Below are 14166 nucleotides of genomic sequence, written 5' to 3' on the forward strand. Positions count from 1 at the left end.
GGGGGTGCTAGCCGCGGGGGATGCGGTCCAGCGCCATCACGGCGAACAGGCCGGTGAGATACACGAGCGAATACAGGAACGTCTGGCGCGCCCAGGGCTTTCCCAGGTGCTTGAAGAAGCCCCACGCCCCCAGGCCCAGGAAGACCAGCCCCAGCACCACCGCCGCGGCCAGGTACCACGTGCCGGCGATGTGCAGTTGGAACGGCAACAGCGTCATGGGCACCAGCGCCACCAGGTAGAGCACCACCTGCGCGCGGCTGGACTCGTCCCCGCGCTCCAGCGGCACGGACTTGAGGCCCGCGGCGGCGTACTCGTCCTTGCGGAACAGCGCGATGGCGATGAAGTGCGGCATCTGCCAGAGGAACATGATGGCGAACAGCGCGAAGCCGCCCGCGTCCACCTGGTTCGTCACCGCCGTCCACCCCATCAAGGGCGGCAGCGCGCCGGGGATGGCGCCCACCAGCATGGCCGCGGACGTGCGGGCCTTGAGCGGCGTGTAGGCCAGCACGTAGCTGAGCAGCGCGATGAGCCCCAGCACGCCGGTGAGCAGGTTGGCCCCCATCACCAGGGCGGGCAGCGACACCGCCGCCAGGGACAGGCCGAACCACAGCGCCGTGTTGGGGTCCATGCGCCCGGCGGGCAGCGGCCGGTTGCGCGTGCGCGCCATGAACTGGTCGCTGTGGCGCTCCCAGTAGCAGTTGAACGCGTTCGCCGCGCCCACCGTCCCGGCCGTCGCCAGCAGCGTCACCAGCGTCCGCACCGGCGAGAAGTGCCCCGGAGCCATGAACATGCCGCCCGCCGCGGTGATGAGCACCAGCGACGACAGCCTCGGCTTCGTGAGGGAGATCAGGTCGGACGCGGTGGACGACTGGGACAGGGCACGCGCGCTCACGCGGACTCCAGCAGGTGGCCCCTGGACCGCGGTTGCTTCTGGCTACCGGTCAAGGGGGTGTGGGGTAGACCCTCCCATACCGTCACCCGGGAGGGGTGGCAAGGCTGGGGCTCCCCGCCACATCAGCCTGCCTTGTCGCCCCCCGTCAAAAACGAAACGCCGCGAAGCCCTCCAAGGGGGCCTCGCGGCGTGGGGGACAGCGGAAGGCGGCGGTCAGTTCCCCGCGAGCCGCTGCGCGTCGGCGAGGTACTCGCCCTTGGGCTCGCGCCGCACGTACTCGGAGGCCAGCGTCTTGACCTTGCCCGACTGCTTGGCGTCCCTGGAGAGCAGCTGCGCGTAGAAGTAGTACACCGGCGAGTAGTTCTCGTCGGCCTGCAGCGCGCGCTGGTAGGTCTCGTCCGCCTTCGCCGCGTCGCCCTTGCCCTGGTAGACGCGGCCCAGCTCCGTGAGCGCGTTGGCGACGCGGTCCGGCTGGCCGAAGAACTCCTGGCTGGCCTTCTCCAGCTGCTCCTTCGCCTTGTCCCACTCCGAGCGCTCCCGGTAGATGGCGCCCATGGCGAGCCGGGCCTCCGGGTTCTTCGCCTTGGGGTCCTTCACCGCGCGCTGGTACTGCGCGAGCGCGTCCTCCAGCTTGTTCTGGCGGCGGTAGGCGTTGCCCAGCATCACCACCAGCTTGGGGCTGTCGCCCATCGTCTTGAGCGCGGTGACGAGCGCCTCGGAGGCCTCCTTCTCACCGCCCGGCTTGCCCATGAGGGCCTTGGCCAGCTCGACGTGGAACTGCGCGCGGCTGCCGTCCGCGCGGACGGCCTTGCGGATCTCCTCCGCGGCCGCGTCGAAGTTGCCCTCCGCCAGCAGGCGGCGACCCTTGATGAGGTTGAGCTCCGGGTTCTGCTTGTCGAGCGCGAAGCCGGTCTCCTCCGCCTTCGTGACCTCCTGCTTCGCCTTGGCCGGATCCGCGGGCACGCCCGTGGCCTCCGTCATCTTCTGCTGCTGGTCCGGCTTGAGCGACGGCATGGCCAGCGCCACGCGGGCGATGAGCAGCGAGCGCGCGAGCTGCGCGGTGGCGAGCTGACGGGGGCTCGGCGGGGGCTCCGCCTCCAGCAGCTTCTTGATGTCCCGGCTGGCCACCGCGTAGTTCGGCTCGTCCTGCTCCAGCATCAAGAGCGAGCGGCCCAGCAGCGACTCCGGGTGGTCCTTCTCGTAGCGCAGGGCGAAGTCGTAGTTCTTCCAGGCGGTGTTGTCCTGGCCCAGCCGGCGGTACACCGCGCCCAGGCCCGCGTAGACGCGCGGATCATCCGGCGCCAGCGCCTGCGCGCGCTCCAGGCTGTCACGCGCGCGCTCCAGGTCGCCCGCGTTCATCTGGATGAGGCCCAGCGTGAGGTACAGGAGCGAGGACGCCTTGTTCTGGTCGTTGAGCTCCTTGACCTGCGTCTCCAGCGAGCCCAGCGCGCCCTTGCCGTCACCGCTGTACGTCTTGATCAGCGCCTGCGCGGCGATGAGGTGGCTGGACAGCTCCTTGCCCTTCTGGGCCGCGGCCAGGTGCTCCTCGGCCTGCCGGCGGGCGTCGTCGCCGCCGCCGTGCTCACCCCAGCGGATGGCGTACGCGTACGCGAGGTAGCCGTGGGCCGCGGTGGAGTCGGGGTCCACCTCCAGCGCCAGGTCCGCCGCCTCGCACGCCTTCTTGTAGCTGGCGAACGAGTCGTGCTTGAGCTGCTCGGTGGCGACGTCCAGGTTCTTCTTGAGCTCGCGGCCTCGCTTCTTGGCCTGCGCCGAGTACCAGCCGTATCCACCCGCGAACAGCGGGATGAGGATGAGCAGGACCAGCGACAGCATCTTGTTGCCGTTGCTCTTGGCCGGACCCTTGCGGCGCGACGCGGGCTCGTCGTCGTCGTCCTCGACCTCTTCCACCACCACCTGCGGGCGGCGCTGGGCGGGGCGCTGAGCGGAGTCCGACGCGGGGCGCGCCGTGCGGGCCGCCTGCTGGGAAGGGGCGTTGATGCGGCCCACGGACGGGGCGGCGGGCGCTTCCGCGGCGGGCGGGGCGGTCACGGGGACGGTCGCCGCGGCGGGCGCCTCCGCGGCGGCCGGGGGCGGCGCGGCCACGGGGGCGAGCACCGGCGTGGGCGCCGCGGGGCGGGGGATCTCCACCTTGTACTGCTGGAGGAGCGTGACGGTCTCCGGGTCGCCGGGGTCCGCCTGGTAGGCCTTGAGCAGGCTGGCGCGGCCGACGTCCTGCTCGCCGCCCTTGATCTGCAGCACGCCCGCCATGCGCAGGGCGGCCTTGTCCTCCGGCTGCACCTGCAGGGCGCCCATCACCTCTTCGAGCGCCTTCTTGTCCTTGTTCTGCGCCGCGTAGACGCGGGCCAGCAGGAGGCGGGGATCGGCCGCGGTCGGGTGCGCCTTGACGCCCTTCTTGCAGACGACCATCGCTTCCATGAAGCGACCCAGGTCGAGGTACGCCTCCGCCAGGGGCTTGTACGCATCCGAGGAGGGGTCGGAAGCGAACGAATGCTCAAGCTTCGCGAGCTCGGTGGGGCTCAACGTCTTCGATGGGGAGGTGGACATGAACCAGAAGGTGTCCGGATGGGCCGGGAAGGATGCGCTACCGGAAGGCGGTTTTTATGGCATCCACAGTGCGGCACGTCAATCGCAGGGTTGGTGCTGGAAACGAGCTGCTTGACAGCAAGGTGAGGCTCCGGTACTAGCCCACTCACTTCGCGGGACCCAACCCCCGCGAGGCGCAGCAGGCAGCAAGCAGTCCCCATATGGGGGTGTAGCTCAGTTGGGAGAGCGTCGCGTTCGCAATGCGAAGGTCGTCGGTTCGATCCCGTCCACCTCCACCATGAAGAACCGAAGGGCCTCACGGGAAACCGTGAGGCCCTTTGCATTTCAGGCCATTGGCGAATTGCAAAGGCTTCCGGCTTTGTTATCCGGGGCCGATGACCGACCCGTCCGCCTCCCTGTCGTTCTTCGCCCGCTTCTGGCTCGCCTGGCTGTGCTTCTGGCGCTGCCTCGTGTCCCGCGAATTCGCGCAGGCCGTGCTGCCGACCAGCCGCGCCTATGACGCCGGCCAGCTCAAGGAGCTTCCGTCCGGGGAAACGCAGGCCCCACCGCCGGTGAAGACGCCCGCCGTGCAGGCGCCCGTCGCCCCCGCGCCCCTCCCCCCGGAGCGCGAACACGCCAGCGCCCTCTCGCTCCTGGCCATGCTCCAGCGCGAGGGCCGCTTCCTGGACTTCGTGCAGGAGAACGTCGCGGCCTTCCCGGACGCGGACGTGGGCGCGGCGGCCCGTATCGTCCATGAGGGCTGCCGCAAGGTGGTGCACCAGTACCTGACACTCCAGCCGGTGCTGCCGCAGGGCGAAGGCGACAAGGTGACGGTGCCGCCGGGCTTCGACGCGCAGCGCATCCGGCTCACCGGCAACGTGGCCGGCGAACCTCCTTATGGTGGCACGCTCCGGCACCACGGCTGGGTGACCACGGAGGTGAAGTTCCCCACCGTCAGCCCCGCCATGGAGCCGCGCGTGCTGGCGCCGGCGGAAGTCGAGCTCGCCTGACGCCCGCCCGGGCAGCAGGCGGCGCATCTTTCGAAGTCCCCTTCCCTTCGAGGAACCACAAGGCCCCTTCCCGGGGTTTCCGACCGATATGGCCCGATACGCAATCGGCATCGACCTGGGCACCACGCACTCCGCGGTGTCCTACTTCAACCTCGAGGACGGCAAGCCGCGCGGCCCCTCGCAGTCCATGCTGCCCGTGCCCCAGGTGACGGCGCCCGGCACCGTGGAAGCGCGCCCGCTGCTCCCCTCCTTCCTCTACCTCCCCAGCGCGCAGGAGTTCCCGGAGGGCAGCCTCGGGCTGCCGTGGAACAGCGAGCCGGGCGTCATCGTGGGTGACTTCGCCCGCTCGCACGGGGCGAAGGTGCCCACGCGGCTGGTGTCCTCCGCGAAGAGCTGGCTGTCACACCCGGGCGTTGACCGGCGCTCGGCGCTGCTCCCCTGGCAGGCGCCGCCGGAGGTGCAGCGCGTGTCGCCGCTGGATGCATCCGCGCGCTACCTGCGCCACCTGAAGGAGGCGTGGGACCACACCTTCGCCCGCGCGCAGGAGGAGTCCGGCAACGCGCTGTCGAAGCAGGAGGTCATCGTCACCGTCCCGGCGTCCTTCGACGCGGCGGCGCGCGACCTGACGCTGGAGGCCGCGAAGGCGGCGGGCATCGAGCACATCACCCTGCTGGAGGAGCCGCAGGCCGCGCTGTACGCGTGGCTGGAGGCGATGGGGGAGAACTTCCGCAAGCAGGTGCATCCGGGGGAAGTCATCCTCGTGGTGGACGTGGGCGGCGGCACGTCCGACTTCTCCGTCATCACCGTGAAGGACCGCGAGGGCGACCTGGAGCTGCTCCGCGTGGCGGTGGGCGACCACATCCTGCTGGGCGGCGACAACATGGACCTCGCCCTGGCGCACACGCTCAACCAGCGGATGGCCGCGGACGGGCGCAAGCTGGACGCGTGGCAGTTCAACGGCCTCACCTATGGGTGCCGGCAGGCGAAGGAGACGCTGTACGCGGATCCGTCCGTGGACCGGGTGCCCATCGCGATTCCGGGCCGGGGCTCGTCGCTCATCGGCGGCACGCTGCGCACGGAGTTGACGCGCGAGGAGCTGGACCGCGTCCTCACGGATGGCTTCTTCCCGGTGACGCAGGTGGCGGACCTGCCTCGCACCGCCCGGCGCACGGGCCTGGCGCAGATGGCGCTGCCGTACGCGCAGGATCCGGCCGTCACGAAGCACCTGGCGGCCTTCCTCACCCGGCAGGCGCAGGCGCTGGCGGCCAGCACGGACTCGCCGGTGGACGTGGCGGGCAAGGGCTTCCTGCACCCCACCGCGGTGCTCTTCAACGGCGGCGTCTTCAAGGCCGGGCCGCTGAAGGGCCGCGTGATGGAGGTCCTCAACCAGTGGCTCGCCGCGGAAGGGGCGCCCCCGGCGAAGGAGCTGGAGGGCGCGGACCTGGACCTCGCGGTGGCCCGCGGCGCGGCGTACTACGGCTGGGTGCGTCAGGGCCACGGCCTGCGCATCCGCGGCGGCACGGCGCGCGCCTACTACGTGGGCGTGGAGACGGCGATGCCGGCGGTGCCGGGCATGGAGCCGCCGGTGAAGGCGCTGTGCGTGGCGCCCTTCGGGATGGAGGAAGGGACGCAGGCGGACGTGCCGCCCCAGGAGTTCGGGCTCGTCACCGGCGAACCCACCAGCTTCCGCTTCTTCGCGTCGTCCGTGCGGCGCGATGACCGCGTGGGCGAGATGGTGGAGGACGTGGAGTCGGAGCTGGCGTCCGGGGGGCTGGAGGAGGTGGCGCCCATCGAGACGACGCTGCCCGGACAGCCCACGCCCTTTGGCGACCTGACGCCGGTGAACCTCCAGGCGGCGGTGACGGAGGTGGGCACGCTGGAGCTGCGGTGCCTGGAGAAGAACGGCTCCGGGCGCTGGAAGCTGGAGCTCAACGTGCGCATGAAGGAGTAGAAGGGGCCCCGCACACCGGAGGCGTATGCGAATCGTCGGCATCGACCTGGGCACCACCCATTGCGCGGTGGCATCCGTGGATCCAGGCAAGGGCTCGGGGGCACCCGTCGAGGACTTCCCCCTGCCCCAGCTCGTCCGCCAGGGCGAGGTGGCCCCCCGCGCCCTGCTGCCGTCCACCGTCTACGTCCCCGCCGGCCACGAGCTGGCTCCGGAGGTGCTGCGCCTGCCCTGGGGCGATGACGGCGGCCCCTACGTGGTGGGCGAACTGGCCCGCTGGCAGGGCGTGCGCGTGCCGGGCCGGCTGGTGGCCTCCGCCAAGAGCTGGCTGTGCCACCCGGGCGTGGACCGCTCCGCGCCCATCCTCCCGTGGGGCGCGCCCGCGGACGTGCGGAAGCTGTCCCCGGTGGACGCGTCCGCCCTGCTGCTCACGCACATGGCCCGGGCGTGGGACTTCGCGCACCCGGACGAGCCGCTCTCCAAGCAGGAGGTGGTCATCACCGTCCCCGCCTCGTTCGACGAGGCGGCGCGCGCCCTCACGGTGAGCGCGGCGCGCAAGGCGGGGCTGGAGAAGTTCACGCTGCTGGAGGAGCCGCAGGCGGCCTTCTACGACTACACCGCGCGCCACCGCTCGGACCTGGAGCAGACGCTGTCCCAGGTGCGGCTGGTGCTGGTGGTGGACGTGGGCGGCGGCACCACGGACTTCACGCTGGTGCACGCCGGCGTGTCGCCGGAAGGCCCCATGCTGCGGCGCCTGGCCGTGGGCGACCACCTGATGCTGGGCGGCGACAACATGGACGCGGCGCTCGCCCGGCGCATGGAGGAGAAGCTCACCCAGAACGGCCGGCGCCTGTCCGCGACGCAGTGGACGCAGGCCATCCAGGCCGCGCGCACCGCCAAGGAAGAGCTGCTGGGACGCGCGCCTCCGGAGAAGTACGGCGTGTCGCTCATCGGCGAGGGCAGCCGGCTGTTGGGCGGCACGCTGTCCACGGAGCTGGGCCGCGACGAGGCGCACGCGCTGGTGCTGGATGGCTTCTTCCCCATGTCCCCTCCCGGGGACCGGCCCCGGCGTTCGGCGCGCATGGCGCTCCAGGAACTGGGCCTGCCGTACGTGCAGGACCCGGCCGTCACGCGGCACCTGGCGGCCTTCCTCGCGCAGCACGCGGCGGCGGGGTTCGCGGCGCTGGGCGAGACGCCGTCGCACGAAGGCGCCCTGCCCCGTCCGGACGCCATCCTGCTCAACGGCGGCGTCTTCAATTCGCCCCAGATTTCGGCGCGGCTCATCGACGCGCTGTCCGCGTGGTGGCCGCAGGCGCCGCGCATCCCGCTGCTCAAGCACGAGTCGCTGGAGCTCGCGGTGGCGCGCGGCGCCGCGTACTACGGGCTGGTGCGGCGCGGGCACGGCCTGCGCATCGGCGGTGGCGCGGCGCGCGCGTACTACGTGGGGTTGCAGCGCGGCCCGGACAGCGCGGAGCAGCCCACGCTGTGCCTGATTCCCCGCGGCTTCGAGGAGGGCCAGAAGGTGGACCTGGGCGAGCGCCCCTTCACGCTCACCCTGGGCCGGCCGGTGCAGTTCGCGCTCTACTCCACGACGAGCGACCGCATCGACAAGCCGGGAGACCTGGTGCCGCTGGCGGAGGACCTGAAGCCGCTGCCGCCCATCCACACGCTGCTCAAGGGCGCGTCCGGAAAGGTCAGCGAGGTGCCGGTGCACCTGCAGGCCGCGCTCACGGAGATTGGCACGCTGGAGCTGTTCTGCGTGTCGGACGTCGCGGACGAGCGCTGGCGCCTGGAGTTCGAGCTGCGCGGCACCGGCGGCTCGCACGAGCTGACCGTCACCGAGTCCATGCCCGCGCGCTTCGCCGAGGCGAAGGACAACGTGGAGCGCGTCTACGGAAACAAGCCGCTGCCCCTGGGCCCCAAGGACGTGAAGCAGCTGTCGCGCACGCTGGAGAAGGTGCTGGGCTCGCGCGAGACGTGGCGCGTGCCCGTGCTGCGCGAGCTGTGGAGCACCCTCTACGCGGGCGCGAGCAAGCGCCGCCGCTCGGATGACCACGAGCGCGTCTTCTACAGCCTCACCGGCTTCTGCCTGCGCCCCGGCTTCGGCTACCCGCTGGACGGCTGGCGCGCGGAGCAGACCTTCAGCCTGTTCGACGCGCTGGTGCAGCACCACCAGGACAAGGCGGTGTGGACGGAGTTCTGGGTGATGTGGCGCCGCATCGCCGGCGGCCTCACGGAAGGACAGCAGCAGAAGCTGTACGGCTACCTCCAGCCGCACCTGGCCCGGCGCGTGCCGCCGGACGCGCCCACGCAGGGCGGCAAGCTGAAGGGCATCCAACCGGAGGGGTTGGACGAGATGATCCGCACCGCCGCCTCGCTGGAGCACCTGGCGCCGGGCGACAAGGCGGAGGTGGGCCGGTGGATCGCCGCGCGGCTGAAGGCCGAGTCCCGCTCCGGCGGCCCGTGGGCGTGGGCCCTGGGACGGCTGGGCGCGCGCGTGCCGCTGTACGGCAGCAGCCACAAGGTCGTGGACGTGGAGACGGCGGAGGCGTGGCTGGAGCTGCTCTTGTCCCTGGATCTGCGCAAGGTGGACGGCGCGCCCTTCGCCGCCGCCCAGTTGGCGCGCCTCACCGGCGACCGCACGCGCGATCTGGATCCGGCCCTGCGCGAGCGCACGGCCCAGGCGCTGGTGGCCGCGAAGGCCGCGGACACCTGGGTGCGGATGGTGCGTGAAGTCGTGGCCCTGGAGGCCGCGGACGAGGCCCGGGCGCTCGGCGACACGCTGCCGGCGGGCCTGCGGCTGTCCTGACGAACGGAGCTTTCGGGCAGATCCGTCACATGCGGGGCGCGAACGTGCGCGCCCCAGCAGGGCGGATCATCCCGGGTGGTGCATCAGACCAGCGGGGTGGCCGTCGCGTCGGCCGCCGGGGCGTCGACGAGCGTCGGAGCCACGGGCGCGGCGTCGAGCGGCACGGCGGCGACGACCTGGAGCACGGGCTCCGTGGCGGCGACGGCGGGCACCTCGACGGTGGCGGCCTGGGACTCGTCCTTCTTCGGCTTCTTCGTGCCCGCGCCCGAGCGGCAACCCCGGCACCACGGCTGGTTGCGGATGGCGCCGTCCGCCATCTTCCGCAGCCCGAACTGCGCCAGCGGCTTGAGCGTCTTGCACTTCAAGCACATCAGCGAGATCAACACCTCGTGGCCGTCGGCGTCGTAGACGGAGGACTTGCGCCGCTTGCGCGGCTGGCCCGGCTCGCGTGCCTCTTTCTTCTCGGGCACGGCGGGGACCATCATCGGGGTCACTTTGTAGAGCATCTCTTCTGTCCCTCCCACGCACGGGCTCCAACTTGCTCGCGCTGGCTTTCGCACCGCGCCTGCAAGGGATCTCGCGTGCCCTAGAGTAGGGAGGTTTCCCTCCGTTGGAAACTGATCCCAGGCCGAAAATTCGGCCCGGGCGCCTTTCGCTGATCTTCCGCTGGGTTGCACCGCGATCCAGCCCCAGCGGATCAGCGCGGAGGGAAAATTTCCAACGGCGGGCGCACTTTTTTCAGGGCTTTGCGTCCGCGCAGGGCCCCGCCGCCTTGACCCGATGCACGCGCCCGAGCGCCGGGGGCTTCAGCGTGTTGCCATGGGCGCGGCCGTACGCGGTGAGCACCTCGCGCAGGTCCTGCGCCTGCAACAGGTTGATACGTTCCCGTGGCAGCGTGGACGTCAGCGGCCCCACCCCGTCACCGCCGCGCAGGAGGAAGTCCGGCACCGCGACCCGGTAGGTCCCCTTCGCCTTCAGCGGCTTGCCGCCGGGCAGCGTCACGCCCTGGAAGCGCTCCGGGCCCGGGCACGCGCCCAGCGTCACCTCCAGCCCGGACACCGCGAAGACGCCCTTGCGGCCGCCGTAGGCCAGCGACAGGAAGCGGCGCAATTCGTCCGCGCTCAGGTCCAGCACCGCGAGCGTGTTGTCGAAGGGGAGGATTTCGTAGAGCTTGCCGAAGGTGAGCGGCCCCTGCGGCAGGTCCGCCCGGATGCCGCCCGCGTTCATCACCGCCGCGTCGGAGCGGGCCGCCTCCCGCATCGCGTCCGCGATGAGGTTGCCCAGCGCGCTCTCGCCCTCGTAGACCTGGGGCATGCGGGCCTGGGTCTCCACGCCCACCGGGCGGCGCTGCTCCTCCTCCACGCGCGCCTCCGCGGGGGCCACCAGCGCCTCCACGCGGGCGTCCGGCGTCACCGGCTGGCCCAGGAACGTGGCCGGCACCATCCGCACGTCCTTCGCGTCCTTGAGCTTCAACGGATCACAGCTCTTCAGCGTCGCGTCCACGGCGCCGCACACCGGGATGGCGGCCTGGATGCGCGTGCGCTCGGGCAGTACGCGGTGGGTCACCGGATCCACGAAGAGGTCCACCACGCCGAATGAGCGCGCCAGCCCCGTCGTCTCGATGACCGGCACGTCGCCGAAGAAGTGCCCCATGGTCTGGTGCGTGTGGCCCGCCACCACCGCGTCCACCGCGCCCTTGGGCAGCGCCTCCAGCACCGCGTAGATTTCGCCGTCGTCGCGTTCGCACCCGGACGTGTCGCGCGGGTTCGCCAGGTCCGTGCACTTGCCGCCCGCGTGCGCGACGGCGACCACCACCTCCGCGCCCTTTTCGCGCAGCGACTTCGCGGCCTGCTTCGCGGCGTCGGCCAGGGACTCGAACCGCAGGCTCGCGACGTTGACGGGGTTGGTCGTCTGAGGCGTGGACAGCGTGGTCAGCCCCAGCAGGCCCACCTTCACGCCCTTCACGGTGACGACGGTGGTGCCGTCATTGCCCAGCCACGCCGGGGGCTGTCCGTCCTTCTCGCGCACGTTGGCGGACAGGAAGGGGAACTTCGCCTGCGCCACGCGGGCCTTGAGCGCGCCCAGGGGGTCTTCGTCCGGACGCGTGGCCACGGGGCCCGGGCCCACCGGTCCGTAGTCGAACTCGTGGTTGCCGATGGCGACCGCCGTGTAGCCCAGCAGGTTGTACACGTCGACGACGATGGCGCCCTCGCCCAGGTTGGACGCCAGCGTCCCCTGGAACAGGTCCCCGCCGTCCACCAGCAGCACGCCGCCCGGGTTGTCCTCGCGCAGCCGCGCCACGTAGGACGCGAAGAGCGCCGCGCCCCCCTGCTCCACCTTCTGCCCGTCCGGCAGCGTGGCGCGGTGGGGCATCACCCAGCCGTGGAAGTCGTTGGTGCCCACCAGCGTGAGCCGCACGGGCCCGGCCGGGGCGGGCGCGGGGGGCGGAGGGGTGACGGGAGCGGGCGTCGGGCCGCCCTTGCAGGCGGAGGCAAGCACCGCGAGCGCCAGGACGGAGGAACGGAAGGTGCGCATGGGGCGCGCACTTCATCCCGCCCCCCTGTCGCTTTCAACCCGCTTCGAGTGTCAGCTCCGGCGCCGGCGGCCCAGGAGCGACAGGGCCAGCAGCCCCAGCGTCGCGATGGCCGACACCGGCGTGCTGGTGCACCCGCAGCCACTGTCGTCGTCCGTCCCTCCGCCACCGCCATTCGGGTTGCCGCCCGGATCGATGATGACGCCGCCACCGCCGTCCTTGCCGGTGCCGCCGTCCACGACGCCCGCGTCCGCCTGCGGCTGCTGCGCGATGATGAGCGGCGGAGAGAAGGCCCGCGCCACGTTGCCCCACGAGGTGAGCTTCAGGTTGTCACCGAGCGTGCTGCTGCTGACGCCGTCATGCGCGACGAAGAGCCCCTCCGGGAACGCCGTGCCCAGCGCGCCCGACCAGGCCACCAGCCCGCGCGACTGCTCCACCGGGTCCGTGCCGGCGTCCTGCCCCAGTTGGAACGCGCCCACCCGGCCCAGCGTGCGCCGGTCGAAGACGACGAAGGTGTTCGCGTTCGGATCCGACACCACGAGGTAGCCGTCCACCCCGGACGCCTCGTACAGCGCGATGCGCCCCACGGACGTCAGGCCGGCGTCCCCCAGGCCCACCACCTGCGTGCCCGTGATGCCCGCGTCCGCGTCCGCGCCGTAGCGGTAGAGCCCCTGCCCCTGCTGCGCCACGTAGAGCGCGCGATACGCCGGGTCCACCGCCAGCCCCAGCACCGCGCCGGCCGGGATGTCGCGCACCGGGGTCGCCGTGACGCCCCCGTCCGTGGGCGTCAGCGCGAACTGCCGCAGACCTCCGGACGCCAGACCGCCAAAAGCCTGGATGGTCCCATCCGCCCCGCGGGCCAGCCGCACCGTCCCGTAGCTGACGCCCACATCCAGCGGGGCCGCGTTGGGGGACAGGCGGGTGAGTCCGCCGCCATCCACCGTGGAATCCAGCACGTAGGGCACGAGCCCCGACAGTGTCGGGTTGGCGCTGAGCACCAGCGCCGCGGACGTTCCGCCCGCCAGCGGGAAGCCGCCCAGCACGTCCACGCTCAGGGACGTGCCCTCGGTGTTGCCTCCCACCTCCCCGCCGTCCAGGGCGTAGGTGAACAGGCCGTTGTTCTGGTCCGCCGTGATGAGCCGGCTCGCGGCCGGGTTGGCCGGGTTCACCCACAGCGCCACGTCGTTCACGGTGCCGCCGCCGGAGCGCGCCCCGGGCTGGGTCTGCACGGTGTAGGGCACCGCCACGGGAGCCGTCTGGGCCCCCGCCGCCGTGCTCACGAGCACGGCCGTCAACGCTGGGAGGGAGAGGTTGCGCATGGGCGGCTCCTGGGCAGGTCGCTCCCTACCTAGGCACGGGCGCGTTCCCATTCAAGTTCCCTGAAACCCTGGGACTGTTGGCAGATGGCGAAAGCCTCGGGTACAACGACCAGCGTCTTCCAGCGAACAGACAAGGGCCATGGCCAAGCGCGCACTCATTACGGGCATCACGGGGCAGGACGGCAGCTATCTGGCGGAGCTGCTCCTCAAGAAGGGCTACGAGGTGCACGGCATGGTGCGCCGCTCTTCCGAGGAGAAGTTCGAGCGCATCGCGCACCTGCAGGGCAAGGTGACGCTGCACCAGGGCGACCTGTTGGATCAGTTCTCGCTGGCGGCCCTCTTGAACCTCACCCAGCCGGACGAGGTCTACAACCTGGCGGCGCAGTCCTTCGTGCCCACCAGTTGGAACCAGCCGGTGCTCACCGGTGAGTTCACCGCGCTGGGCGTGACGAAGATGCTGGAGGCCATCCGCCACACCCGCCCGCAGGTGCGCTTCTACCAGGCGTCCTCCAGCGAGATGTTCGGCAAGGTGCTGGAGGTGCCGCAGTCGGAGGACACGCCCTTCTACCCGCGCAGCCCGTACGGCGTGGCGAAGGCGTACGGCCACCACATCACCGTGAACTACCGCGAGTCCTTCAAGCTCTTCGCGGTGAGCGGCATCCTCTTCAACCACGAGTCGCCCCGCCGCGGCCTGGAGTTCGTCACGCGCAAGGTCACGTACAACGTGGCGCGCATCAAGATGGGCCTCCAGGAGAAGCTGCCCATGGGCAACCTGGACGCCAAGCGCGACTGGGGCTTCGCGGGCGACTACGTGGACGCCATGTGGCGCATGCTCCAGCAGGAGACGCCGGAGGACTTCGTCGTCGCCACCAACGAGACGCACACCGTGCGGGAGCTGGTGGAGATCGCCTTCGCGCGCGTGGGCCTGGACTACCAGAAGCACGTGGTCATCGACCCCGCGTTCGTGCGCCCGGCGGAAGTGGACCTGCTCATCGGCAAGTACGACAAGGCCAAGGAGAAGCTGGGCTGGGAGCCCACGGTCCGCTTCAAGCAGCTGGTGGAGATGATGGTCGACGCGGACCTGGAGCGCGTGAAGGCAGGACAGCGGTAA

Annotated in this window: 9 protein-coding genes and 1 tRNA gene; 5 read left to right on the plus strand and 5 right to left on the minus strand. The window is 71.4% G+C overall.

Going from position 1 to position 14166, the window contains the following annotated elements:
- Positions 1 to 7: 7 nt before the first annotated feature.
- Complete coding sequence (gene cyoE, locus JYJ93_RS31620; protein WP_206798274.1) at positions 8 to 892, minus strand: heme o synthase; 885 nt, start codon at positions 890 to 892, stop codon at positions 8 to 10.
- A 213-nt stretch (positions 893 to 1105) separates the two neighbouring features.
- The gene (locus JYJ93_RS31625) at positions 1106 to 3457 is read right to left on the minus strand and encodes a tetratricopeptide repeat protein (protein ID WP_206798275.1); all 2352 of its coding nucleotides are present in this window, start codon (positions 3455 to 3457) and stop codon (positions 1106 to 1108) included.
- 202 nt (positions 3458 to 3659) lie between these two features.
- On the opposite strand from JYJ93_RS31625, the gene JYJ93_RS31630 reads away from it, so the two are divergent.
- The 4 genes from JYJ93_RS31630 (at position 3660) to JYJ93_RS31645 (ending at position 9203) form a co-directional block, all read left to right on the plus strand.
- Positions 3660 to 3735, plus strand: a tRNA-Ala gene (locus tag JYJ93_RS31630).
- 96 nt (positions 3736 to 3831) lie between these two features.
- Positions 3832 to 4446 (plus strand): DUF2760 domain-containing protein, encoded by a 615-nt coding sequence (locus JYJ93_RS31635; protein WP_206798276.1) that lies wholly within the window; start codon positions 3832 to 3834, stop codon positions 4444 to 4446.
- Positions 4447 to 4534: 88 nt separating this feature from the next.
- Complete coding sequence (locus JYJ93_RS31640; protein WP_206798277.1) at positions 4535 to 6397, plus strand: Hsp70 family protein; 1863 nt, start codon at positions 4535 to 4537, stop codon at positions 6395 to 6397.
- Between the two features lie 25 nt (positions 6398 to 6422).
- On the plus strand, positions 6423 to 9203 hold the full coding sequence (locus JYJ93_RS31645; RefSeq protein WP_206798278.1) for an Hsp70 family protein: 2781 nt from the start codon (positions 6423 to 6425) through the stop codon (positions 9201 to 9203).
- Positions 9204 to 9286: 83 nt separating this feature from the next.
- On the opposite strand, the gene JYJ93_RS31650 is transcribed toward JYJ93_RS31645, so the two are convergent.
- From JYJ93_RS31650 to JYJ93_RS31660, 3 genes are all read right to left on the minus strand, one after another.
- Positions 9287 to 9709 carry a hypothetical protein gene (locus JYJ93_RS31650; RefSeq protein WP_206798279.1) on the minus strand — a complete coding sequence of 141 codons (423 nt, stop codon included), beginning with the start codon at positions 9707 to 9709 and terminating at the stop codon, positions 9287 to 9289.
- A gap of 232 nt (positions 9710 to 9941) precedes the next feature.
- Positions 9942 to 11738: a 5'-nucleotidase C-terminal domain-containing protein gene (locus tag JYJ93_RS31655; RefSeq protein WP_206798280.1), complete on the minus strand. Its 1797-nt coding sequence runs from the start codon at positions 11736 to 11738 to the stop codon at positions 9942 to 9944.
- Between the two features lie 51 nt (positions 11739 to 11789).
- Positions 11790 to 13055, minus strand: coding sequence for a myxosortase-dependent phytase-like phosphatase (locus tag JYJ93_RS31660; protein ID WP_206798281.1), 1266 nt, complete (start codon positions 13053 to 13055; stop codon positions 11790 to 11792).
- Between the two features lie 139 nt (positions 13056 to 13194).
- Here JYJ93_RS31660 and gmd point away from each other — a divergent pair, with 139 nt between their 5' ends.
- Positions 13195 to 14166 carry a GDP-mannose 4,6-dehydratase gene (gene gmd, locus JYJ93_RS31665; protein WP_206798282.1) on the plus strand — a complete coding sequence of 324 codons (972 nt, stop codon included), beginning with the start codon at positions 13195 to 13197 and terminating at the stop codon, positions 14164 to 14166.

This window comes from Corallococcus sp. NCSPR001, from assembly GCF_017309135.1.
Lineage (GTDB): Bacteria > Myxococcota > Myxococcia > Myxococcales > Myxococcaceae > Corallococcus.

Bases quoted from the DNA above. Each gene is read 5' to 3' on its own strand.
- JYJ93_RS31645 (WP_206798278.1), top strand. From the start codon at position 6,423: ATGCGAATCGTCGGCATCGACCTGGGCACCACCCATTGCGCGGTGGCA.
- JYJ93_RS31625 (WP_206798275.1), bottom strand. From the start codon at position 3,457: ATGTCCACCTCCCCATCGAAGACGTTGAGCCCCACCGAGCTCGCGAAG.
- JYJ93_RS31640 (WP_206798277.1), top strand. From the start codon at position 4,535: ATGGCCCGATACGCAATCGGCATCGACCTGGGCACCACGCACTCCGCG.
- JYJ93_RS31655 (WP_206798280.1), bottom strand. From the start codon at position 11,738: ATGCGCACCTTCCGTTCCTCCGTCCTGGCGCTCGCGGTGCTTGCCTCC.
- gmd (WP_206798282.1), top strand. From the start codon at position 13,195: ATGGCCAAGCGCGCACTCATTACGGGCATCACGGGGCAGGACGGCAGC.
- JYJ93_RS31635 (WP_206798276.1), top strand. From the start codon at position 3,832: ATGACCGACCCGTCCGCCTCCCTGTCGTTCTTCGCCCGCTTCTGGCTC.
- JYJ93_RS31660 (WP_206798281.1), bottom strand. From the start codon at position 13,055: ATGCGCAACCTCTCCCTCCCAGCGTTGACGGCCGTGCTCGTGAGCACG.
- JYJ93_RS31650 (WP_206798279.1), bottom strand. From the start codon at position 9,709: ATGCTCTACAAAGTGACCCCGATGATGGTCCCCGCCGTGCCCGAGAAG.